Source organism: Aeromonas sp. FDAARGOS 1414 (assembly GCF_019047065.1).
GTDB lineage: Bacteria > Pseudomonadota > Gammaproteobacteria > Enterobacterales > Aeromonadaceae > Aeromonas > Aeromonas veronii_A.
The window spans coordinates 1,649,512-1,672,981 of record NZ_CP077210.1 but is presented as its reverse complement, the minus strand read 5'-3'; the positions used below and the strand labels follow the sequence as shown (position 1 = coordinate 1,672,981).

The window sequence follows — 23,470 nt, the reverse complement described above, 5'->3', positions numbered from 1 at the left end:
GCCTTGTTGCAAATTTGTGAATTGACAAGGGTGGGGGGATAATGGCAGGCAGCGTTTTCTATGAGTAAAGATGAGATCCTCCTTGTTGATCTGCGCCGGACAATGTGACGGGCGTAACACAATGGAAAGCAAACATGAGGCCAACAATGAAAAATGACCCTGACACCTTGACGATCCGTCCCCCTGAGGCAGACGACGGGAGCGCCATCGCCCACCTGTTCAGCCAATTGGGGTATCCTGCCGAAGGCGCTGACGTGACGGCGCGCCTGTTGGCGCCGGATCCCGCGAGCGTTGTGCTGCTCGCCTCCCAGGCCGACAAGGTGGTCGGTGTGCTGGTGTGGCACAAGCTGGCACCGCTGCATGTTGCACCAGCTTGGGGCCTGATCTCGGCGCTGGTTGTCGATGAAGGGGCAAGAGGGGCGGGAGTGGGCGCAGCCCTGCTCAAGGGAGCCGAAGCGATGGCGCGGGCCGCTGGTTGCGCCCAGCTGGAGCTCTCCAGCAGTCTCATGCGCGAGGCGGCCCACCGTTTCTATCTGGCGCAGGATTATCAGGAGCGGCCGAAACGGTTCGTCAAACTGCTGTAACCTGTTGTTTGCATCAAAAGAAGGAGTAGGCGTGCTGGGATGGTTCAAATGGCTGGGTGGTCGCCCGCAAACGTCCATGAGTGAGGATGAGTTGGCGCTGTGGCGTCAGGCGCTGGCGGCAGTGCCCATCTTGCAAGGGCTCAGCGACACCGAGCAGACGACGCTTATCGGCTTGGGGCAACAGCTGCTCAAGCGCAAGACCCTGACCCTGATCGGGGTCGAGCTCAGCCCACGCCAACAGGCGGTGCTGGCGCTGCAGGCGGCGTTGCCCATCTTGCACCTCGGCCTTGACTGGTATCGCGGCTTTCACGAAATCATCATCATTCCCGAACCCGTCACCCGGCGTCAGGAGGTGCAGGATGAGTTCGGTCTGGTGAGCGAGTTTGAAGAGGAGAACGCCGGTGAATCCTGGCCGCAAGGGCCGCTGGTGCTGGCCTGGAGCGAACTGCAGCAGGATGGCGACTGGGATGGCTTTAATCTGGTGATCCACGAGCTGGTTCACAAGCTCGATATGCTGGGCGGTGAGGCGGACGGTGCGCCGCCGTTGCCGGGGCAGATGAGCAGTCAGCTCTGGCAACAGGCCTTTCAGAGCGCCTTCGATGCGCTCTGCCAGCAACTCGACCGGGACGAAGTGACCGCCATCGATCCCTATGCTGCTGAACATCCCGCGGAGTTTTTCGCCGTCTGCTGCGAGTGTTTCTTTACCGATCCGCTGCGGCTGCAGCAGGTCTATCCCGCGGTATACCGGCAACTGAGCCAGTTCTTTAGCCAGGATCCCGCACTGCGTTTCCCCGCGACTCGCTTGCTGGCGGGGGAGGTGGACGTCGAGTCACTTGACTGATAATCGATCTGTTGAACGGTTATTCGAGATAGCAAAAAGGCACCCGAGGGTGCCTTTTTCACAATCTGAGTGGCTTGCCTATCAGGCAGCGGCTTTCAGCTGTACGGCGGCGGCTTTCTTGTGATCGCCGATCGGCATCACGGTGCGGCCGAACTGCTCGTTGATCACGGTGGCCATGGCCAGGTAGATGGCGCTGGCGCCACAGATGATGCCTTCGAAACCGGCGATGGTGCCGATCAGGGTGCTGCCGGTGAAGTCACGGGCGGCCAGCAGGAAGAACAGCACGGTCAGGGAGGCGAACACGAACTGCTTGGCGCGCGGGTAGTTAATGGTGCCAACCAGCATGAACAGGGTGAACATGCCCCACATCAGCAGATACCAACCCATGTAGGCGTGCGGAGTGGCTTCGGCCAGACCCATGGTCGGCATGATCAGCAGGAACACCAGGCTCAGCCAGAACAGGCCGTAGGAGGTGAACGCGGTCACACCGAAGGTGTTGCCACGCTTGTACTCCATGATGCCAGCAATGATCTGGGCGATGCCGCCGTAGCACAGGCCCATGGCCAGGATCATGGCGCTGATGGGGAAGAAACCTGCGTTATGGATGTTCAGCAGGATGGTGGTCATACCGAAACCCATCAGACCCAGAGGGGCAGGGTTGGCCAATTTTTCGCTCACGTGGCGTTCTCCAAAAATAGAGGTGGGGGTTAACAAAAGACGCGCGATTTTAGGCAGGCTGCGGCGCGCCCGCAAGGGGGCAAGGGGGATAAATCGTAAAAAAACTACGTGATTATTTGCATCAGAGGCCAAATGCTCACCAAGGCAGGCTGTTTGGTGAGCAAAAGGTGTCAAAATAGTTGAGGGGTTGTATTTTTATTACGCTTTTGTGCAGTGCGGCGGCCTTACTGATCCAGTGTCAGGATCACTTTGGCTTCCTTGTCCTCTTCCTTGACCTGGCTGTCGAGCACGAACAGCCGCTCCGGGGCGATCCCCTGGCTGTCGACCAGAAACTCCTTGGTATTTTGCGCCCGGCGCATGGCGAGATTGCGCAGGGATTTGGCGGTGATGAGCTGCTGATCCCGCAGCAGGATCACCGCCTGGGCCCGCAGTGCCGCGCTCTCTTCATCCAGATGGAGCCGAGCGGCCAGGTCATCCAGATCTTCGCCAAAGCGCTCTTCATAGGCCTGGGCCAGCGCCTCTTGCAGGGCGGGGTCCTGTTCCAGCAGGTCGAGATCCGCCTGATTGCCGGTGAGCTTGGCCAGTACCCGTTCCAGCTTTTGCCGTTGCAGGATGGGGCGCTCCTCGTTGAAGTTGACCTTGCCGCGAATGTTCATGCTGAGCTTGGGTCTATCCTTGAGGGCCTGCGCCAGCTTGACCAGTTTCTCCTGCTGGGTGGGGGTGAGATCGGGATCCCCCGGCAGGAAGGGGAGTTCGTCGAGATCTTCGGTGCCATCGGCCAGCGAGGCGAGCAGGGAGAAGGGGGAGGTGATCGCCTTGCTCAGGGTGTTGCCCAGCACATCCCAGAAGATATTGCCGATGCTGAAGTCCGGTTGATCGAGATCCCCCTTCACCTTGAGGTTCATCTGTATCACCCCGTTGGCATCGCTCAGCAGGGCGATGGCCAACCCCAGCGGGAGATCCTTGGCCTGATCGCTCTTGATCTTCTCGCCCAGTTGCAGCTTCTTGATGGTGATGTCGTTATCCCCCTCCAGCCGGTTGCCCTCCAGCTTGTAGTGCAGCTTCATGGAGAGCTGCCCCTTGTCGATGGCATAACCGGCATAGGTGCCCGAATAGGGGGTGAAGGTGGTGAGCTCCAGATTGTGGAAAGCGACCGCGATGTCGAGGATTGGGTTGGCCACCAGCAGGTTGGTACCGCCGCGAATGGTCACTGGCGCATAGCGATCCACCTTGCCGTTGAAGGCGAGATCGGAGCGTTGCCCCGGAATATTGCTGATATGGCGACTCTGGCCGCCCAGCGAGGCGATATCGGCCACAAAATCCTGACTCAGGCTGCGGTCGGCAAAGCGCAGGTTGCCCTGCTCTGTGCGCAGTTGGTCAATGGTGAAACGAAAGTCGGGAGTCTTGCTGCCTGCCGCCGCTTGAGTACTTTTGGTTGCCGCCGGTTGCGGCAACAGCAGCTGTTGCAGGTTGGTGGTGCCATCTTCGTTGATCTCGATGCGGGCGAAGGGCTTGTTCAGGGCAATCTCCTTGATCCGCATCTGCTGGCTGATGCCGTCGTACGTCAGACCGGTGAGAGCCAGGGTGTTGAACTCCAGCAGCCGCTGATTGTCTGCCCGATCGACCACCTTGAGCCCGTTGACATCGAGCCCTCCCTGCAGGGTCAGCTTGCTCAGATCTCCCTGGGCGGTGGTGGCGAGATCAAGGCGGGTCTTGCTGCTCAGCAGCCCGTTTTGCACCTTGATGCGTACCAGATCGGCCAGATAGGGCTGTGCCAGCGTCAGGGGCAGCCCCTGCTGGTTGATGTCGCCGCTTAAGGTGAAAGGAGTCAGGGTCAGTTGGCCATCAAAGGCGAGGGGGCTGCTCTGGTTGAACTGGGTGGCCAGAGTCAGTTTGCTCGGTTGCTCCCCCTTGCTGCCCATTGGCCCCAGCGCCAGCTTGAGGCCGGAGAGCTGGCGTGCCTGCGGTTTGCCGCTGCTCGATTCGGTGAGAGTGAGATCGCCCTTGTCGATGGTGATCTGCTTGATCTGCCACTGCCAGGGTTTGTCTGCCCCTTGTTTCTTGCCGTTACCGGCTGTCTTTGCTTGTTGTGCCGACTTGGGCGCCGCATTGTTGGCCACCTCGTTTGCGGCGTTGGCTTCTTTGACGGGCTTGGCGGGGGCCTGTTCAATCAGCAAGTCAGCCAGATCCAGTTCCTGCTGTGGGTTGAGGGTGGCCTTGAGCAGGGGCTGTTGCAGGGTCACCTTGCCGATCTGGAGCGACGGTTTCTGGCCATCGACAGCCAGATCGCTAAGGGCCAACTGGCCGAAGCGGGCAAATTCGTCGCCCTTGTGTTTTTTAAGCTGCCAGTTGTCTAGGGTCAGCTTGCCTTTGGACAATTGCCACAGTACCCCTTGCTTGCTCTCTTTAAGCTGGTACTCCACCTCTGCATTGGCGTGGCCCTTGGCCAGATCCAGCTTGAGATAGGGTGCCCAGAGCGGGGCGAAGGGTTTCAGCTCGACCTGCTTGAGGCTCACCTTGCCCTGACCCATGCCGCTCATCACATCGAGTTTGCCGTGAGCGGAGAGACTGCTTTTGCCGTTGATGGCGGCGTTCAGCTGATAGGCGGTCGGGTGATTTGCCTCGGTGCGCAGGTTATCGAGCTTGAGGGTCACTTTTTCCAGATTGAGGGGCGGCAACCAGCCAGGTTCGCTTTCCTTGCGTTGATCCTGATAGCGCACATGGCCGTCAGTGACATTGACACTGGCAATATCGACCAATAGCGGGGCGCTGGCTGTTTCGGGCTCGGGGGCGGGCGCAGGGGCGAGCAGGGTCGCCAGCGCATCGGTCAGATTGAGTCGAACATCCCCCTTTTTGTCTGCCAGCCGTTGCAGCAGCACCACGGGTTTGGTCAGGGTGACGGCGGAAAGCACGACCTCTTTCTGCTGCCAGCTGGCTTGCAGGTCGGGGGTGATAAAGAGCTGCTCAAAACGGATGATGGGCTGCTGTTTGGCATCGAGCAGGGCGGTCGCGCCGAGGGTGAGAGATGGGTTGCGCAGCCCTACGTCAATCTCCCCCAGCGTCAGTTGCAGGCCATAGTGTTCGGCCAGCCAGCCGGGCAGATAGCGCTGGACCAGACGGGGGGTTTGCCACAGCAGCAGGGTGATCAGGATAAGAAGCAGCAGAAAAGCGTAGGCAAGGTAGCGCAGCAAGCGGAGCTTGGGGGACGCGGGCTCAGTGGTGTTCATTTGGTGCACTCCCATTTGGTTCCCACCATGGTACAGAAAAGCTGGATAGTAATCATGGGGTTGCGTGCTGTTGTACGCCGTACTTTGTCCAAAGGCGATCCAGTTCCCCCTTTTGTTGCAGCGCTGCGAGCCACTGTTCCAGCTGGGCAGGGGTAATGGGGGCCTCAGGGTGAAGGATGGCGCGGTGTTGATACTGTTGATCCCATTTTTGCGAGATCAGCAGCAGGTCGGCGGTGTCGGGATGGGCCAGCAGATACTGGTTAAGGTAGGAAACGTTGAGAATGGCTACCTCGCCACGCCCTTTGAGCAGGGCTTGCAGGGCGCTGATGTTGTCCTTGACCAGGGTGATATTGAGCTTGCGCTGCAGGTAGAGGGGATCAGCATTGAACTGGCCGACGCCGTAGTGGTAGCCGGTCACCCCGATAAGATGATGCCGAGAGGGGTCATCGAAAAAGCGCTGATCCCGGCCCGTTTTGTTCAGGGCCACATAGACCTCACCACCACCGAGAAAGGGGGCTGTTATCTTGAATTTATCTGTGTCCCAGCCCCACTTGGTGTCTTCAAACAGCATCAGCGAGAAACGGCCCAGATCGAGCGCCTTGTAACGGTTGGCGGCCGAGGTGGGAACAAACACGAATCTTACCTCGTGCTGGATCTCGTTTAGCTTGGCGATGAGGTCCAGCGTCAGCCCTTCATAGCTGGAATCGGAGAGTTTGACCACAAAGGGGGCATAGGGGTATCCGCCAACCTTGATGAGGGGATGGCTCCAGCCAGAGAGGCTGAACAAGAGCAAAAACCAGCACCAATATCTCATGGGATCCCCAAGGCAATAGCTTGCTCCCAGATTCGGTTAATCTGCGCCAGTTTTCAAGCTGTTAAGGGAATTAACACAGCGCTGTTCGGCGGCTTCCAGCTCGGCCATCACCATCTGGATATCTTCCAGCTGCTGGTGCAGGGCACGGCGCTTTTCCTCGATCAGCTGGATCATGGAGTAGAGCTGGGTTTTGCTCGATTTGTCAGTGTCGTACATATCGAACAGCTCGCGGATCTCGGCCAGGCTAAACCCCAGCCGTTTGCCGCGCAGGGTCAACTTGAGCCGGATCTTGTCCCGATGGCTGTAGATGCGGGTTTGCCCCTCCCGCAGGGGGGTGAGCAGCCCTTCGTCCTCGTAGTAGCGGATGGTGCGCGGCGTAACATCAAACTCGTGGGCCAGCTCCGAGATGCTGTAGGTGACCTCCTTGCCGGGCAGGGAACGGGACATGGTCATGACTCCTGTTGCTGGGCGTGTGGCTGGCAGAGGCGGGCACGCAGCCGTTCGGCATTGGCGTGCAAGGCCTGACCGACCCGCGAGCCGTTGGGGCGAGCGAGCTGCTCGCTGACCCACTGGCCGGTGGCCGCCAGTTTGTCGAGATCCACTCCGGTCGTCATGCCAAGGCCGTGCAGCAGGTAGACCACCTCTTCTGACGCCACATTGCCGGAGGCGCCCGGCGCATAGGGGCAGCCGCCAAGCCCCGCCACCGAGCAGTCGATGGTGCGAATGCCGCGCTCCAGCGCGGGTAGCAGGTTGGCCAACCCCTGGCCGTAGGTGTCGTGAAAATGGACCGCGAGTCGACCCGCCGGGATCTCGTGCAGCACCGCATCCAGCATGGGCGCCACCGTGCCCGGAGTGCCGACGCCTATGGTGTCCCCCAGCGAAATTTCGTGGCAGCCGAGATCCAGCAACTGCTCGGCCATGGCGGCGACCCGTTTCGGGCGGGTCGGGCCATCAAACGGGCAGGCGATGACGGTGGAGAGGTAGCCACGCACCTTGATGCCGAGGCGGCGCGCCTCCTGCACCAGCGGGGCGAAGCGCACCAGCGACTCCTCCACGCTGATGCCGATATTGGCGCGGGTAAAACCGTCGGAGCAGGCGGTGAAGAGGCCAATCTCATCGGCGCGGGCGGCAATGGCTGCCTGCAAGCCTTGCAGATTAGGCACCAGTGCGCCGTAACGGGTTGAGCCCTTGCGCGGCAGTGCCTCGAACAGCGCTGCGGAGTCCGCCATCTGCGGCACCTTTTTGGCAGAGACAAAGGCACCGACCTCGATGCGCTGCAGACCGCTGTCGGTAAGGCGCTGGATCAGCTCCAGCCGCTGTACCAGGGAGAGGGGCGCAGCTTCATTTTGCAGGCCATCTCGCGGCCCCATCTCCACCAGACTGACCCTGTCGTCACGGACGTCCTGTGATCGGTTCATGGGTGTTCCTCCTGTGAAGCAGTCTCTTCGACAAAGCGCACCAGCACGGCCCCCTGGCTTACCTGCTCGCCCTGCTTGCACTGCAGGGTTTCAATTACCCCATCCCGCTCTGCACGCAACTGGTGTTCCATCTTCATCGCCTCCAGCACCAGCAGGGGTTGTCCCTTGCTGACTGTTTGGCCGGGTTCGACCAACACGGCTACCACGATGCCGTGCATGGGGGCGATGGCGCCCTGCACCTTCTCGTTTGCCTGATCATGGTAGTGACTGTGCAGCTGATCATCGGCCGCGAAGCGGATGCGCTGGCCCCCTAGGGTCATGATGAAGGCTGCCTCCGAGCCTGCGACCGTCTGAATGGGGATCTGTTGCCAGCAGTCACCCTGCTGCAGCCGGATATTATCGTCACCTCTCTGGTAGCAACGGGTCTCCCCTTGCCACTCAAACTGGCCGCCATGATCGTTAAGGGTCAATACCCGGTGCTCATCACCAATGCGTACCGCCGCTGCCCAGCAGCGAGCCGGCCCTAGCCGAAATCCGCAGGCTTGCTGCCAGGGGGCGGTGCCCGCAGGGCGGCTCGCCAGCCAGAGGGTGGCCAGCGGCCAGGCGAGTTCAGGAATGGGCTGCGCTGTGGTGGGAATGGGCCACTGGGTATGGTGGCCCATGGCCAGGACGTCAGGCTCTTCACAAAGGCGCAGCAAGAGCGCGCCGTTGTGCACCAGCGGGCCGAGATCCAGTGCCGCCAGCGCATCGGCCAGTTGGGCGAACGCCTCGGCGCGGCTCTGGCCGTGGGCGATCAGCTTGGCGATCATGGGATCGTAATAGGGGCTCACCTCATCGCCAGCGGTGACGCCGGTGTCGATGCGCACGCCAACGGGCCAGTGGAGCCAGTGGATAGGCCCGCTGGCGGGCAGAAAACCGGCCGCCACATCCTCGGCGTAGAGGCGCGCCTCCACTGCATGGCCGCGCAGCACCACTTCCTCTTGGGTGAGTGGCAGCGGCTTGCCTTCGGCCACGGCCAGCTGCCAGGCCACCAGATCCTGCCCGGTCACCGTTTCGGTGACCGGATGCTCCACCTGCAGCCGGGTGTTCATCTCCATAAAGAAGAACTCATCCTTGCAGAGCAGGAACTCGATGGTGCCAGCCCCCTGATAGTGGATGGCTTTGGCTGCGGCCACGGCTGCCTCCCCCATGGCGCGGCGCAGAGCCGGAGGGATGTCGGGGGCGGGCGCCTCTTCGATCACCTTCTGATGGCGTCGCTGCAAGGAGCAGTCCCTGTCCCCCAGATAGATGGCGTTGCCGAGGCTATCGGCAAAGACCTGTACTTCCACGTGGCGAGCCTGGGGCAGATAGCGCTCGAGCAGTACCAGATCGTCACCAAAGGCAGCCTTGGCTTCCCGTTTGACGGCTGCCAGCGACTCGTGAAAGTCGGCCAGCTGATCGACCCGGCGCATCCCCTTGCCACCGCCGCCACTGGCCGCTTTGATAAGTAGCGGGAAGCCAATCTGGCTCGCCTGATCGCGCAAGAAGTCCGGCCGTTGATCCGTGCCGTGATAGCCAGGCAGTACAGGTACACCGGCAGCCTGCATCAGCGCCTTGGCCCCCGATTTGTCGCCCATGGCGAGAATGGCGGCGCCGCTTGGGCCGACAAAGCGCAGGCCGCGCTGTTCGCAGGCGGTGGCAAAATCGCTGTTTTCCGACAGAAAACCGTAACCGGGATGGATGGCATCGGCGTGCGCCTCTTTGGCAATCTTCAGCACCTTGCCGGTGTCGAGATAGCTCTCTCTGGCCGGTGCGGGCCCCAGATGCCAGGCCTCATCGGCCAGACGGGTGTGCATGGCAAGGGCGTCGGCATCGGAGTAGAGGGCGATGGTGTGAATGCCGAGGCGTTTCGCCGTCTTGATGATGCGCACGGCGATTTCGCCGCGATTGGCAATTAGCAGGCGTTTAATCTGAGTGTGATGGGTCATGTCTCATCCTTGAAACGGGGACGCCAGGCAGGAGGACGTTTGTCGAAGAAGGCCTGCATCCCCTCCTGGGCTTCGAGCCCCACCCGTACCCGGGCGATGGTCTCGACGGTTTTCTCTTCGTAGAGGCGGGACGGGTGGGCCTCTATCGCTGCCAGCAGTCGTTTGGTCTCTTTCATCGCTTCCGGCCCGTTGCGGCACAGGCGCAGGGCTTGCGCCCGCCCTTCCGCCAGCAGTTGATCCGGTTTGCAGAGTTGATGCGCCACATTGAGCCGACAGGCGGTGATGGCATCGAACGGCTCGGCACTGAGCATGTAGCGGCGCGCCTGACGCATTCCCATGGTGCGCACCACGTAGGGGCTGATCACCGCAGGCACCAGCCCCAGGCTCACCTCGGAGAGGCAGAAGCGCGCATCATCGCTGGCCAGCACCAGATCGCAGGCGCAGATCAGCCCCAGCGCCCCGCCATAGGCAGCCCCTTGTACCAGTGCCACCGTGGGGAAGGGGAGTTCGTCGAGGGTCTGCATCAGCCGCGCCAATACCCGGGCGTCTTCGCGATTGTGCTCAAAATCGGCGTGAGCCAGATTGCGCATCCAGTTGAGATCGGCGCCCGCGCAAAAGTGTTTGCCTTCGGCACGTAGCAGCAGGGCGTGAGGGCGTTCGGTGAGATCATGACCATGGAGATGGGCCAGATCATCGAGGCAGTCGAGCAGCCCCAGCATCAGGTCGGCATCAAAGGCGTTGTGGCGGGCCGGGCGCGACAGCACCAGCTCGGCCAGCGGGCCGTGCCGCTCCAGCCGAAACGGGTTCTGGGAGGAAGTAAGTGGATCTGACATCGTTTTGCTCCTTACATCCGAAAGATGCCGTACTGCTCGGGTTCAATGCGGGCACCCTGACAGGCGGCGAGCGCCAGCGCCAGCACGGTGCGGCTCTGGGCCGGGTCGATGACGCCATCATCCCAGAGGCGGGCGCTGGCGTAGTAGGGGTGACCCTGGCGCTCATACTGTTCGATCACGGGCGCGCGGATGGCGGCCGCTTCCTGTTCGCTCAAGTCTTTGCCCTCGGTAGCCAGCTTGTCCCGACGCACCTGCACCAGCACCCCGGCAGCTTGCTCGCCCCCCATGACAGAGATACGGCTGTTGGGCCAGCTAAAGAGCAAATCGGGTTCATAAGCGCGGCCACACATGCCGTAGTTGCCGGCACCAAAGCTGCCGCCGACGATCAGGGTGATCTTGGGCACCCGGCTGCAGGCCACGGCGGTGACCAGCTTGGCGCCGTGCTTGGCTATCCCCTCTTTTTCCGCGCTGCTCCCCACCATAAAGCCGGTGATGTTCTGCAAAAAGATCAGCGGGATGGTGCGGCGGTTACAGAGCTGGATAAAGTGGGCCCCCTTCTGGGCGCTGTCGCTGTGCAGCACGCCGTTGTTGGCGAGGATCCCCACCTCCATGCCGCAAATACGGGCAAAGCCGGTCACCAGAGTGGTGCCGAACAGCGCCTTGAATTCGTCAAAGTCAGAGCTATCCACCAGTCGTGCAATCAGTTCACGGGCGTCGTAAGGGCGTTTGAGACTGGTGCCCACCAGACCGTAGAGCTCCTCGATCGGGTAGCAGGGGGGCTCGTAGCCGGGGCTGCTCTCTATCGGCTCGTTACCCAGATGAGTAACCAGCGTGCGGGCGATGGCCAGCGCATGGGCATCGTCACGGGCCATATGATCAGCAACGCCCGAGTGGGCGCAGTGTACCTCGGCGCCGCCCAGGGCCTCGGCGCTGATCTCCTCGCCGGTGGCGGCCTTGACCAGCGGCGGACCCGCCAGAAAGATGGTGGCTTGCTCCCTGACCATGATGGATTCGTCCGCCATGGCGGGCACGTAGGCGCCCCCGGCGGTGCAGAGCCCCATCACCACTGCCAGTTGAGGGATGTTTTGGGCCGACATGCGGGCCTGGTTGTAGAAGATGCGGCCAAAGTGATCCCGGTCGGGGAACACCTCGTCCTGCATCGGCAAGAAGGCGCCACCGGAATCCACCAGATAGAGGCAGGGGAGGCGCAGCCGCTCGGCGATGGCTTGGGCGCGTAGATGTTTTTTCACCGTGAGCGGGTAGTAGGTGCCGCCCTTCACGGTGGCGTCATTCACCACCAGCATGCACAGGCGCCCAGAGACCCGGCCGATGCCGGTGATGATGCCGGCGGCGGGCACTGGCTCGTCATAGACCTGCCAGCCAGCCAGCGCCGAGAGCTCGAGAAACGGGGAGCCCGGGTCCAGCAGCTGATTGATGCGCTCGCGGGGCAGCAGCTTGCCACGGGCCTGATGGCGGGCGTTGTTGGCCGCGCCGCCTCCTTGCGCAATCTCGGCAATGCGGGCGTGGAGATCGTCGACCAGCCCCTGCATGGCGGCCCGATTGGCCGCATATTCCGGGCTCGCCGTGTCGAGGCGGGAGTGGATACGACTCATGCATTTTCTCCCATCAGCTCGCGGCCGATGAGCCAGCGGCGGATCTCCGAGGTGCCGGCGCCGATCTCGTAGAGTTTGGCGTCCCGCAGTAGGCGGCCAGTGGGGTATTCGTTGATGTAACCGTTGCCGCCGAGCAGCTGGATAGCGTCGAGGGCCATCTGGGTGGCGTTTTCGGCGGCAAACAGGATGGCTGCGGCGCAATCTTTACGGCTGGTGCGCCCCTGATCGCAGGCGCTCGCCACCGAGTAGACCAGCGCCCGGCTGCTGGCGAGGCGGGTATACATGTCGGCGAGCTTGCCCTGCACCAGCTGGAACTCGCCGATGGCTTGACCAAACTGCTTGCGCTCACGCACATAGGGCAGCACTACATCCATGCAGGCCTGCATGATGCCAAGGGGGCCCGCAGCCAGCACCACCCGCTCGTAATCGAGCCCGCTCATCAGCACCTTGACCCCGCCGTGCAGGGGGCCCAGCAGGTTTTCCTGCGGCACTCGGCAGTTGTCGAACACCAGCTCGCAGGTGCTGGAGCCGCGCATCCCCAGCTTGTCGAGCTTCTGGGCGGTAGAAAAACCGGGAGTGCCGGCTTCAACGATAAAGGCAGAAATCCCTTTGGGGCCCGCACTGGTATCTGTCTTGGCATAGATGACGAAGGTGTCGGCATCGGGTCCGTTGGTTATCCACATCTTGTTGCCGTTCAGCACGAAGTGATCGCCCTCGCGCTCCGCGGTGAGGCGCATGCTAACCACATCGGACCCGGCTCCCGGTTCGCTCATGGCCAGCGCCCCCACATGCTCGCCGCTCACCAGCGGGGGGAGATAGCGTGCTTTTTGCTCCGCCGTGCCGTGGCGGTGGATCTGATTGATACAGAGATTGGAGTGGGCGCCGTAGGAGAGGCCGACCGAGGCGCTGGCGCGGCTTATCTGTTCCATCACCAGCACGTGGGCCAGATAGCCGAGATTCACCCCGTCATACTCCTCCACCACCGTGATGCCGTGCAGCCCCAGTTCACCCATCCGGGGCCAGAGATCACGGGGAAAGGCGTTGCTCTGATCGATCTCGCTGGCGCGCGGGGCGATCACTTTCTGGCAGAAGGCCGCAACCTGTTCGGTCAGGGCATTCAGGGTCTCATCCATCTGCATCCATGCTCTCCTTGCGGATATGACAGTCGGGTAGGAAGGTTGGCTCGACCGGCTGACTCGGCGTTACGGCTGGCAGTGGTCGGTCCATTTTTGTACTTCACTTCTGCCACAAGTTTACGTTAGCGTAAACGTAAATCAATTGTTAATCTGTTGTGTGTCGATAGAGAGGTAGTTATGAGAGCGTCATCAGCTACCACGACAACAGCGCCATAGTGGCAGATCCGACTGACGCAGCGTGTGGGCGTCGCGTCATAAAGCACTAACTCAGGAAAGTAAGCGCGGGGTAACAAGCGTGGGGCAACAAGGGAGTGAACGACAAGATGGATTTTACCCTGACCGATGATCAACAGGCGTATGTGGAGGCGGCCGCCGCCTTTGCCGATGAGGCGCTCAAACCCCATGCCGCGCGCTGGGACAAGGAGCATGAGTTTCCGATCCCGACCATCAAGCAGGCGGCCGGGCTAGGTTTTTGTGGCCTCTATACCCCGGAGCCGTTTGGCGGATTGGGGCTACCTCGCCTCGATGCGAGCCTCATCTTCGAGCGCCTCGCCATGGGCTGTACCTCGACCACGGCGTATTTGACCATCCACAACATGGTGAGCTGGATGCTGGGTAGCTGGTTGCCCACCGAGGTTGCCAAGGAGTGGGTGCCCAAACTGGCCAGTGGCGAGCTGCTGGGCTCCTATTGCCTCACCGAACCGGGGGCAGGCTCAGATGCGGCGGCGCTCAAGACCCGAGCCACTCGCGAGGGTGATAGCTACCTCATCGAGGGAACCAAGGTCTTTATCTCGGGAGCGGGCAGCACTGACGTGCTGGTGGTGATGGCCCGTACCGGTGGTGAAGGTGCGAAGGGGATCTCTGCCTTTATGGTGCCGGCAGATAGCGCGGGTATCGTCTATGGCAAGGCAGAAGAGAAGATGGGCTGGAACAGCCAGCCGACCCGGGAGGTTGTTTTCAACGGGGTTCGCATTCCTGCCTGCTATCGGTTGGGTGAGGAGGGGGAAGGGTTCAAGTTCGCCATGCAGGCCCTCGATGGTGGGCGCATCAATATTGCCACCTGTTCGGTGGGCACCGCCCAGCAGGCGCTGGACGATGCGCTGGCTTATGTGCAGCAGCGCCAGCAATTTGGTCATCCGATCAGCGAATTCCAGAGCGTGCAGTTTCGCCTGGCCGATATGGCGACCGAGCTGGCTGCCGCCCGTTTGCTGGTGCGTCAGGCCGCCGACAAGCTGGATCGCGGGGCACCGGACAAGAGTGCCTGGTGTGCCATGGCCAAACGGTTTGCCACCGATGTGGGTTATCGAATCTGTGATGAGGCTCTGCAACTCTTTGGCGGCTATGGTTATATCCGCGAGTATCCGCTCGAGCGCTATCTGCGCGATACCCGGGTACACCGCATTCTGGAGGGCACCAACGAGGTGATGCGACTCATCATCGCGCGCAGCATGCTGACCGATCCCGGTTTGACGCTGGGCTAACCGGTGGTCGCATCAAGGGTGTGTTGCCTGCCACCCGATTTGCACCGTGCCATGCCGGTTTCGGCTTTGTGAGCCAGCCACAGGTTGGTGTCATTCAAGCCTGTCATCATGGCGGCAGCTTCATCGACAAGGACAATGTTATGACAAGGATCAGACTCGAATATCATGGCCACGTGGCCTATATCACCCTCGACCATCCCCCTGCCAACACCTGGACCCTCGCCAGCCTGCAGGCCTTTTTGCAGATGATGGTGGAGCTCGACAGTCGTCCCGATGTGGTGGCGCTGGTGATCCGCGGTGCGGGCGACAAATTTTTCTGCGCCGGTGCCGACCTCAATATGTTTGTCGAGGGGAATGTCGAGCTGGCCCGCGAAGTAGCCGAGGCCTTTGGCAAGGCCTTCGAGGCGCTGGCCCGTTTTCATGGCGTCAGTATCGCCGCCATCAATGGTTATGCCATGGGCGGTGGTCTGGAAGTGGCGCTGGCCTGTGATATCCGCATCTCCGAGCAGCAGGCGTTGCTGGGACTGCCGGAGGCCTCGGTGGGCTTGCTTCCCTGTGCCGGTGGCACCCAGCGTTTGACCGAGCTGGTGGGGCCGGGCTGGGCCAAGCGGATGATCCTCTGCGGTGAGAAGGTGAGTGCCTCGCTGGCTTACGAGATGGGGCTGGTGGAGGAGGTGGTGAAAACCGGTCAGGCATGGGAGGCGGCGCACCAGATGGCCCATCTGGTGGAGCGCCAGAGCCCGAGCGCCCTGCGCGCCTGCAAAACCCTGATCAATCAGGGCCGCAGTGGCCCGCGGGATGCCGCCTTGCCCCTTGAGCGGTCGCTGTTTCTCGATCTCTTTAGCGATGCCAATCAGCGTGAAGGGGTGGCCGCCTTCCTGGAGAAACGCTTACCGCGCTGGCAATATGGCCCAACAGAGTAAATCCATACGGAGCCGTTTATGAGTGAGCCGGTCAAGGTTAGCTGTTATCCCACCGAAGATGGCCATCAGATCGGGGTGTTGACCCTCGACAGCCCTGCGTCTCTCAACGCATTGAGCCTGCCGATGATCCAGATCCTGCAACAGACGCTGACCCGTTGGGAGCAGGATCCCGCCATCGTCTGTGTACTGCTGCAGGGGATGGGTGAGAAGGCATTTTGTGCCGGTGGCGATATCCGCTCCTTCTATTACCGCAAGCAGGAGGCAAGCGGATCGGAACTGTTCGAATATGCCCGCGACTTTTTCGAGCAGGAGTACCGGCTCGACCACCACATCCACTCTTACCGCAAGCCCCTGATCTGCGTGGCGGACGGTATCTGCATGGGGGGCGGCATTGGCCTGTTTGCTGGCGCCGATTTTCGGGTTGTCACCGAAAGAAGCCTGTTTGCCATGCCGGAGGTGACCATTGGCCTCTACCCCGACGTGGGAGCGAGCTGGTTTTTAAGCCGGCTGCCGGGGCGGCTGGGGCTCTGGCTCGGTCTGACTGGCGCCCGCTTCAACGGGAGTGATGCCATCGGTCTTGGGCTGGCGGATCACGCCATCGCCAGTGGCGAGCGCAGTGCGCTGTTGTCACGCCTCGCCGTGCTCGAGTGGACTGGCAGTGGTGATCCCCGTGAGCAGATCGATCTGCTGCTCACGGGGTTGCATGGTGAGGTGGCGGCTCGGTTGCCTGCGCCAGTATTGTTGCCCCATCAACAGAGGATCGATGCCCTGCTGGCGGGACGCACGCTGCAAGGGGTATTGGCGCGGTTGTTCGAAGCCCAGTTCGATGAACAGGAGACGGTACTCCAGCAGGCGCAGCAGCTCTGCCGCACCGGCAGCCCCATCAGCCGCGCCATTTTGTGGCGTCAATATTGGCAGGCTCGCCGTTACTCCCTGGCTGAAGTATTTGCCGAGGAGCTGACCCTCTCGGTCAACTGCGTGCTCAAGGGGGATTTTGTGGAAGGGGTACGGGCACTGCTGATCGACAAGGATAAAGATCCCCGCTGGCAACAGTTGCCACCGGAGGGGGAGTGGCTGGACGAGTTCTATCGCTGGCCGCAGGGGCGCAATCCGTTGGCCTGCAAGGAATAACATCTTGGCAACCGGCGGACGCCGCCATCAGCAACGCAAGGAGCAAGCGGGATGACAAGGATAGGGTTTATCGGGCTCGGCAACATGGGGGGGCCCATGGCGGCCAATCTGGCCAGGGCCGGGCAGACGGTGCAGGTGTTTGATCTGGTTGCCCAAAACATTGAGCGCGCTATCGCCTCTGGCTGCATCGCAGCGGGGGATGCCCGAGAGGCGGTGACCGGCTGCGAGGTGGTGATCAGCATGCTACCTGCGGGGGAGCATGTGCGCGACCTTTGGTTGTCTGAGGGGCAGGATCTGCTGGCAGCCCTGCCGGTTGGTGCACTGGTGATCGACAGCTCCACTATCGATGTCGACTCTGCCCGTCAGGTCGGGGAGGCGGCCCGCGCACGCGGTTTGCGCTTTATTGATGCCCCCGTATCGGGCGGTGTCGCCGGTGCGGCCGCCGGGACGCTCACCTTTATCGTTGGCGGCAACGCGGCGGATTTCGAGGCGGCGAAACCTCTGCTCGCCTGCATGGGGCAGAACCTGTTTCACGCCGGGACGCTGGGGGCAGGGCAGATCGCCAAGATGTGCAACAACATGCTGCTTGCGATCCATATGGCGGGCACTGCCGAGGCGCTGGCCCTCGGGGTGAAGGAGGGGCTGGATCCCGCCGTGCTCTCCACCATCATGGGCAAGAGCTCCGGCAACAACTGGAGTCTGGAGCGCTACAACCCCTGGCCCGGGGTGATGGAGAATGTCCCTGCCGCCCGCAACTATCAGGGGGGCTTTATGACCCGGCTGATGGTGAAAGATTTGGGGCTGGCCATGGCGCTGGCCGAGCATGGCCACAGCGCTGTGCCGATGGGGGCGCTCGCGCGTAACCTGTTCAACCTGCATGCCGCTCAGGGGCAGGGGAGCCGTGATTTCTCCAGCATCGTCGAACTCTATCTGGATAAACAGGATCCCGCCTGACGGGCCACCTCTCTTCAAGGCATCTCCCTTCGACCAGCTACAAGGAGCATTGATGGATATCAAAGATAAGGTCATCGTTATTACCGGCGCTGGACGTGGCTTGGGACGGGCCATTGCGCTGGCCCTGGGCGCACAGGGGGCGACGCTGGCGCTGCTCGACATCAATCGCGCCGATCTGGAGGCGACCGCAGCCCTGGTGCGCAGTCAGAATGATCAGTGCGATCAAGATAGCCAGTGTGAGCTGTTTGTCTGCAATGTGGCGAGCGAAGCCGAGGTTGAGTCGGTTTTTGCTGGCATCAAGGAGCGTTTTGGCGTGCTGCACGGTCTTATCAACTGTGCCGGCATTTTGCGCGATGGCATGCTGATCAAGGTGAAAGAGGGTGAGCTGGTGGAGAAGATGACGCTGGCCCAGTGGCAGAGCGTGATTGACGTCAACCTCACAGGTACCTTCCTCTGCGGTCGCGAGGGGGCGGCGCTGATGGCGCAAGGGGGGCAGGAGGGCGTTATCATCAACATCTCCTCTATCGCCCGCGCCGGCAATATTGGCCAGAGCAACTATGCCGCCAGCAAGGCGGGGGTTGCCTCGCTGGTGGTGACCTGGGCGCGGGAGCTGGCGCGCCATGGCATTCGGGTGATGGGGATTGCCCCCGGGGTGTTTGCCACCGACATGACGGCGGCGATGAAGCCTGAGGCGATGGCGCGGATGCAGCAGGCTATTCCGGTCGGCACCCTTGGTGAGGCGCAACAGCTGGCCGAGACGGTGAGCTTTATTTTTGCCAACGACTATCTGTCGGGAAGAATGATAGAACTGGATGGCGGTTTGCGTTTATAGGGATTTACATAATGGGCCCCGGTGTTTCCACCGGGGCTTTTTTATGCAGATTATTTATACAGAGAGCGCCTGAATGGCGATGCACAGGAACCATGCGAGTCAGGTTGTGTTGGCAGAAAAATGAGAAATATCAATGGGTCTTGGTTAATTTGAGCCAGCTCACAGGCCATATGGGTCAGTGCTGTAAAATTGCGCGCGGTCAAGGCGGTGCATGATTGACGGGACGAGGGATTGCGGTCGGAATAGTCATGCAATATAGTTGCCGCCTTTTTCACGGGGTCAGGATTCCCAGCCCCTCCCATATTGCGCGCAGTATGAATACGGACGCTCTGCCGCCGCCTAAATAAACAGGATTGAAATGGACAAGAAACTAGGGCTGGGCGCCCTCATTTCGCTGGTGATCGGCTCCATGGTCGGCGCCGGGGTCTTCAGTCTGCCACAAAACATTGCTGCGCATGCCAGTGCCGGGGCGGTCGCCCTGGGTTGGGCCATCACCGGTCTTGGCATGATCTGTCTCGCGCTGGTCTATCAGAACCTCTCCATGCGCCGCCCCGATCTCGATGGCGGTATCTTCAGCTATGCCAAAGCAGGTTTCGGCGATTTCATCGGTTTCAACGCCGCCTGGGGTTACTGGCTCTGCCAACTGCTGGCCAACGTCTCTTACGCCATCGTGGTGTTCAGCGCCCTGAGCTACTTCTTCGATACGCCGGACAACGTCATCTTCGGTGACGGCAATACGCCGGTCGCCATCACGCTGGCCTCCATCCTGATCTGGTCGGTGCATGCGCTGGTGCTGCGCGGGGTGCAGGTCGCTGCGCTGGTGAATATCGTCACCACCATCGCCAAGATGGTGCCGCTCATCGTCTTCTGTGTCGCGATCCTGCTGGCCTTCAACATGGATACCTTCACTCTGGATATCTGGGGCCAGAACAACATGGAGCTGGGCTCCGTGATGGATCAGGTCAAGTCCACCATGAAGGTGACCCTCTGGGTCTTTATCGGGATTGAAGGGGCCGTGGTGGTCTCTGCCCGTGCCCGTCATCGCAAGGATGTGGGCCGTGCCACCGTGCTGGCGCTGCTCGGCGCCCTGACACTCTATGTGATGGTGACCCTGTTCTCGCTGGGTGTCATGAGCCAGCCGCAACTGGCGGCGCTCAAGAACCCTTCGACTGCCATGATCCTCGAGGCCGTGGTCGGCCCCTGGGGCGCCTGGCTTATCAACATCGGTCTGGTGGTGTCGGTGATGGGGGCGCTGCTCAGCTGGACCGTGCTGGCCGCTGAAGTGCCCTACATCGCAGGCAAGACCGGCGTCTTCCCGGGCTGGTTTGCCAAGGAGAACAAGAACGGCTCGCCGCAGGTATCCCTCTGGTGCTCTACCTGTCTGGTGCAGATCTTCCTGATCATCATCTACTTCCAGAGCAGCACCTATCTGGCGCTGGTCAACATCGCCACCTCGGCGGCGCTGGTGCCCTACGTTTTCTCCGGTGCCTATGGCCTGAAGCTGGCATTGAAAGGGGAGACCTATCAGGGTCAACCTCATCAGCGCAAGCGTGACCTGCTGCTGGCCCTGGTGGCGACGGTTTACGGCTGCTGGCTGGTCTACGCTGCTGGTGTGGAGTACCTGTTGCTGGTGGCGCTGCTCTATAGTCCGGGCATCTTCATTTACTGGAAGGCACGTCAGCATCACGGTCTGCGCGGCCTTAACCGGTTGGAGCAGGGGATGACGGCGGCCCTGCTTGGCTGTGCCGTGCTGGCCTTCTACAAGGTGATGGACGGTACCATTCCACTGCACTAAACGGCACAATGAAGAGATGGCCCTCGCGCCATCTCTTTTTTTTCATGCAGATATCCACTGTTGCCCGGCCGTGTTGGCCAGTTTTTGTTTAACACAGGAATTTTTATGCTGTTTATGGGTTACCTCCTGCTGGGCGCCTTTGCCGGTATGCTGGCGGGGTTGTTCGGGATTGGCGGTGGATTGATCATTGTTCCCGTGCTGGTGGTCAGTTTTCGGGCGATGGGATTTGAACCCGAAATCATTACCCATTTGGCCCTGGGCACTTCCCTTCCCACCATGATCTTTACCGGATTCAGCTCGCTTAGAGCGCACCAGGAAGCGGGCGCCGTCGACTGGGTGATGATCCGCCGATTAGGGGCTGGTATGTTGGTTGGTGCCTGGCTCGGTGGTATGACGGCCAATCTGCTCAGTGCCAGTACCCTCAATATCATTATCGGCTGCTTCGCCTGGACTATGGCGCTACAGATGGGGCTTAACCTTAAGCCCAAGGCGGAAAGACACCTGCCAGGAGCGTTCGGCACAGGCATCGCCGGTACCATCATTGGCTGGATGTCAGCGCTGTTTGGCATTGGCGGTGGCTCGCTCACCGTCCCTTACCTGAGCTGGAACTCGGTGCCAATGCGCAATGCGGTAGCGGCCTCTGCAGCTTGCAGCATGCCCATCGCGCTGGCGGGGAGCCTCAGCTACCTCTATGCGGGTTGGGGTCATGCCGATCTGCCCGAGTGGAGTGTGGGCTACATCTATCTGCCAGCGCTGCTCGGCATTGTGCTGACCAGTACCCAGTTTGCCCGCCTTGGTGCCAAGCTGGCACACCGATTGTCACCAAGACGCCTCAAGCAGGCATTTGCTCTGCTGATGCTGCTGGTGGGGGCGAAATTTATGCTGTTTAGCTGATTCATTCGGCAGATTGTTGAAAAATAAGGCAAACGATCTGTTGGAGGGTAGAAAGCCGTTGCATTGAACGCCCAGTTTGCCTATTCTCCTCGCCGGTGGTCCTATTGGTCCTCTCGCATTGATAACCCGTCGACCTGGTCAGGACCGGAAGGTAGCAGCCAAGGCGGGGGACTCGAGTGCCGGGATGTGGCTGGTAGGGCCACCACTTGTTTCTGCAATTCAATAAGTTAGCTTCCTAAAGCCCTTGGTCATCCACTTTGTGTGGACGACGAGGAGCTCATCGATGAATCTCTGGCTCAGTCCCCACGACATCTGGTATTACCGGAAAGTCACCACGCTCCCCTGTGGTCGCCGCAAAGAGATCAAAAAATCCCTGCATACCCGAGACAAGCCGACGGCCCGTGCAGCTGTTGCGAAGCGGCTTGCCTGCGTGGGTTCCAGACCCAAGCCCATTCAGTTGCCTGCAGACGTCAATGTTGCCCCACATGAGCAATCAGTAGCCCGGAATCAGGGGGGGGGGTTATTGCTTGGTGACACGCAGGGTGGCGTTGTATTTGAGCCGACCATGGGAAATATGTCTGTTTATCTCGCTTAGCAGCGTCTCTTTATTGATGGGCTTGGTGATATATCCATTCATGCCATGGGAAAGATAGTATTGCTTGGATTCCGGCATCGCATCAGCCGTCAGGGCGATGATGGGGATATCTGCCCAAGGCATCTGGGAGGTGCGGATCCGGGTGGTGGCCACCAGGCCATCCATCACTGGCATCTGGACATCCATCAACACCAGATCAAATTCGGTGTGACCCAGTTTCTCCAGCGCCTCTTCTCCCTGAACGGCCAGTGTGACCTGATGGCCCACGGAGTCGAGCATGGCGCCGATCACCTTGCGGTTGGTGGCATTGTCATCAACCAGCAAGATGCGATAACTCTCCTGATCCAGCGGTTTGGACGGCAGGCAAACAATCGAGGGGGTCGTGGCTCTGGCGGGCCAGATGTAGGTAAAAGTACTGCCATGTCCCTCGCTGCTCTCTACCGAGATATCGCCGCCCATCAGGCGTGCGAGGTTACGGGATATTTCAAGTCCCAGGCCCGATCCGCCATATTGGCGGGTGATCGAGACATCCGCCTGGGCGAAACGTTGAAACAGGTTCTTTAGCTGACTTTTGCTCATGCCGATCCCGGTGTCCTGGATCGAGATGCGTATCGAGTGGCGATCCTGCTCCAACAGGGTGCTATCAACGCGAATATTGACCTCTCCCTGATGGGTGAACTTGATGGCATTGCTCACCAGATTGAAGAGGATCTGGCGCACTCTCAGCGGGTCGATCATCAACCACTCCGGCGTATCGGGGGCAACAGCCAGGGTCAGCTTGATCCCTTTTGCATCGCAGTTGCTCTGCATCAGGGCCCGGATATCCTCCAGCAGCTGGGGCAAGTGATGGGGGGCCAGTTGCAGCTCGATCTTGCCCTCTTCCAGCTTGGATACATCCAGAATGTCGTTGAGCAGACCGAGCAGATGGTTTGCCGATTCCCGCGCCGTCTCCAGATAGTCTCGCTCCCTCGGATCCATATCCCGGTCGGCCAGCAGTGAGAGCATGCCGAGAATGCCATTCATGGGGGTGCGAATTTCATGGCTCATGTTGGCCAAAAAGCTGCTTTTGGCTCTTGTGCCTGCCTCTGCCGCCTGATTTGCCCGCAGCAGTTTGTCATTGAGCTGCTGCATCAGTTTGTGCTGCAGAAACGAGATATTCATTTGCCGCCAGATCAGCAGGGCGAGCACAAAGAGCAGCGCAAATTGCAGGGTTGCGATGAGTGTCGTCGTGATGATCTGCTCCCTCACGCTGTCGCGACGCGCCACATCAAACAGGGTCGCCTGCTGGTTCACCTCCAGAGTCAGCTGATGGAGCAGGGGGAGCAGGGAGGCAAGCTGTTGGCGCAGCTCCTGATGGGCAAGATTGTCGAGCGGCTTGGTGGCTTCCGGGCCGAGCCAGATATCCGCCAGAGAGATGTAGGATCGAATGGCTTTGCTTGCCTGCTGGTAGATCTCTGTTTGCTGAAGCAGGCTGCGATCCTTGCTCTCCAACACCAGATCCATGCGGCTGACCAGAATATCGTATCTGAGCTGGAAGGTCGGTTGCGACTCATGGAGCAGCGAGCTTTGAAAACGCAGCGCTTCGTTATAGAGCTGGAAATAGTTCCACATCACGTTGTCTTCGCCCTGGCTGGTACTGCGCTGCAGATCCTGAAATTGCCGGTACTGGATGGTACCAATACCGGCAAAGGCAAGGAGCAGCACACAAAGCACCACAAACAAGAAACGTTGACTGGCCGCCATGGAACGCATGA

At 60.7% G+C, this 23,470-nt stretch carries 19 protein-coding genes and 1 other RNA gene; 10 read left to right on the top strand and 10 right to left on the bottom strand.

Annotated elements, in window-relative coordinates; genetic code table 11:
* The first annotated feature begins 146 nt into the window (after positions 1–146).
* Both I6L44_RS07440 and I6L44_RS07435 read left to right on the top strand, forming a co-directional pair.
* Complete coding sequence (locus I6L44_RS07440; protein WP_216953772.1) at positions 147–584, top strand: GNAT family N-acetyltransferase; 438 nt, start codon at positions 147–149, stop codon at positions 582–584.
* Positions 585–660: 76 nt separating this feature from the next.
* Positions 661–1,425, top strand: a complete 765-nt coding sequence (locus tag I6L44_RS07435; RefSeq protein WP_254204291.1) for a zinc-dependent peptidase — start codon at positions 661–663, stop codon at positions 1,423–1,425.
* Between the two features lie 81 nt (positions 1,426–1,506).
* Here the strand turns inward: I6L44_RS07435 and I6L44_RS07430 are convergent, their stop codons facing one another.
* The 9 genes from I6L44_RS07430 to I6L44_RS07390 all read right to left on the bottom strand — a co-directional run bounded on the left by I6L44_RS07430 (position 1,507) and on the right by I6L44_RS07390 (position 13,114).
* Positions 1,507–2,103 carry a GPR1/FUN34/YaaH family transporter gene (locus tag I6L44_RS07430; protein WP_005336948.1) on the bottom strand — a complete coding sequence of 199 codons (597 nt, stop codon included), beginning with the start codon at positions 2,101–2,103 and terminating at the stop codon, positions 1,507–1,509.
* A 224-nt stretch (positions 2,104–2,327) separates the two neighbouring features.
* On the bottom strand, positions 2,328–5,330 hold the full coding sequence (locus I6L44_RS07425; protein ID WP_216953769.1) for a DUF748 domain-containing protein: 3,003 nt from the start codon (positions 5,328–5,330) through the stop codon (positions 2,328–2,330).
* A gap of 52 nt (positions 5,331–5,382) precedes the next feature.
* Complete coding sequence (locus tag I6L44_RS07420) at positions 5,383–6,144, bottom strand: ABC transporter substrate-binding protein (RefSeq protein ID WP_216953767.1); 762 nt, start codon at positions 6,142–6,144, stop codon at positions 5,383–5,385.
* A 36-nt stretch (positions 6,145–6,180) separates the two neighbouring features.
* Positions 6,181–6,591: a MerR family DNA-binding transcriptional regulator gene (locus tag I6L44_RS07415; RefSeq protein WP_216953765.1), complete on the bottom strand. Its 411-nt coding sequence runs from the start codon at positions 6,589–6,591 to the stop codon at positions 6,181–6,183.
* A gap of 2 nt (positions 6,592–6,593) precedes the next feature.
* Positions 6,594–7,562, bottom strand: coding sequence for a hydroxymethylglutaryl-CoA lyase (locus I6L44_RS07410; RefSeq protein ID WP_064337796.1), 969 nt, complete (start codon positions 7,560–7,562; stop codon positions 6,594–6,596).
* Positions 7,559–9,529, bottom strand: coding sequence for a biotin carboxylase N-terminal domain-containing protein (locus tag I6L44_RS07405; RefSeq protein ID WP_216953763.1), 1,971 nt, complete (start codon positions 9,527–9,529; stop codon positions 7,559–7,561). The genes I6L44_RS07410 and I6L44_RS07405 overlap by 4 nt, the downstream gene beginning before the upstream one ends.
* The gene (locus tag I6L44_RS07400; RefSeq protein ID WP_216953761.1) at positions 9,526–10,362 is read right to left on the bottom strand and encodes an enoyl-CoA hydratase-related protein; all 837 of its coding nucleotides are present in this window, start codon (positions 10,360–10,362) and stop codon (positions 9,526–9,528) included. The genes I6L44_RS07405 and I6L44_RS07400 overlap by 4 nt, the downstream gene beginning before the upstream one ends.
* Positions 10,363–10,373: 11 nt before the next feature.
* On the bottom strand, positions 10,374–11,975 hold the full coding sequence (locus tag I6L44_RS07395; RefSeq protein WP_216953759.1) for a carboxyl transferase domain-containing protein: 1,602 nt from the start codon (positions 11,973–11,975) through the stop codon (positions 10,374–10,376).
* A complete protein-coding gene (locus I6L44_RS07390) occupies positions 11,972–13,114 on the bottom strand; it encodes an isovaleryl-CoA dehydrogenase (RefSeq protein WP_144712818.1) in 1,143 nt (380 codons plus the stop codon). Before I6L44_RS07390 ends, I6L44_RS07395 begins: the two co-directional genes overlap by 4 nt.
* Before the next feature lie 320 nt (positions 13,115–13,434).
* On the opposite strand from I6L44_RS07390, the gene I6L44_RS07385 reads away from it, so the two are divergent.
* The 8 genes from I6L44_RS07385 (at position 13,435) to ffs (ending at position 21,320) form a co-directional block, all read left to right on the top strand.
* Positions 13,435–14,592 carry an acyl-CoA dehydrogenase family protein gene (locus tag I6L44_RS07385; RefSeq protein WP_216953757.1) on the top strand — a complete coding sequence of 386 codons (1,158 nt, stop codon included), beginning with the start codon at positions 13,435–13,437 and terminating at the stop codon, positions 14,590–14,592.
* Between the two features lie 140 nt (positions 14,593–14,732).
* Positions 14,733–15,515, top strand: a complete 783-nt coding sequence (locus tag I6L44_RS07380; RefSeq protein WP_216953748.1) for an enoyl-CoA hydratase — start codon at positions 14,733–14,735, stop codon at positions 15,513–15,515.
* Positions 15,516–15,533: 18 nt separating this feature from the next.
* Positions 15,534–16,646, top strand: a complete 1,113-nt coding sequence (locus I6L44_RS07375) for an enoyl-CoA hydratase/isomerase family protein (protein WP_216953746.1) — start codon at positions 15,534–15,536, stop codon at positions 16,644–16,646.
* A gap of 51 nt (positions 16,647–16,697) precedes the next feature.
* Positions 16,698–17,600 (top strand): 3-hydroxyisobutyrate dehydrogenase, encoded by a 903-nt coding sequence (mmsB, locus tag I6L44_RS07370; RefSeq protein WP_216953744.1) that lies wholly within the window; start codon positions 16,698–16,700, stop codon positions 17,598–17,600.
* Positions 17,601–17,652: 52 nt separating this feature from the next.
* A complete protein-coding gene (locus I6L44_RS07365; RefSeq protein WP_216953742.1) occupies positions 17,653–18,432 on the top strand; it encodes an SDR family oxidoreductase in 780 nt (259 codons plus the stop codon).
* Between the two features lie 358 nt (positions 18,433–18,790).
* Entirely contained in the window at positions 18,791–20,227 is a 1,437-nt protein-coding gene (arcD, locus tag I6L44_RS07360) for an arginine-ornithine antiporter (protein WP_005336921.1), read from the top strand.
* 105 nt (positions 20,228–20,332) lie between these two features.
* The gene (locus I6L44_RS07355; RefSeq protein ID WP_203118038.1) at positions 20,333–21,121 is read left to right on the top strand and encodes a sulfite exporter TauE/SafE family protein; all 789 of its coding nucleotides are present in this window, start codon (positions 20,333–20,335) and stop codon (positions 21,119–21,121) included.
* 102 nt (positions 21,122–21,223) lie between these two features.
* An RNA gene (gene ffs, locus I6L44_RS07350) (signal recognition particle sRNA small type) lies at positions 21,224–21,320 on the top strand.
* Between the two features lie 321 nt (positions 21,321–21,641).
* Here ffs and I6L44_RS07345 read toward each other — a convergent pair.
* Positions 21,642–23,468 (bottom strand): ATP-binding protein, encoded by a 1,827-nt coding sequence (locus I6L44_RS07345; protein WP_216953740.1) that lies wholly within the window; start codon positions 23,466–23,468, stop codon positions 21,642–21,644.
* Positions 23,469–23,470: the final 2 nt, after the last annotated feature.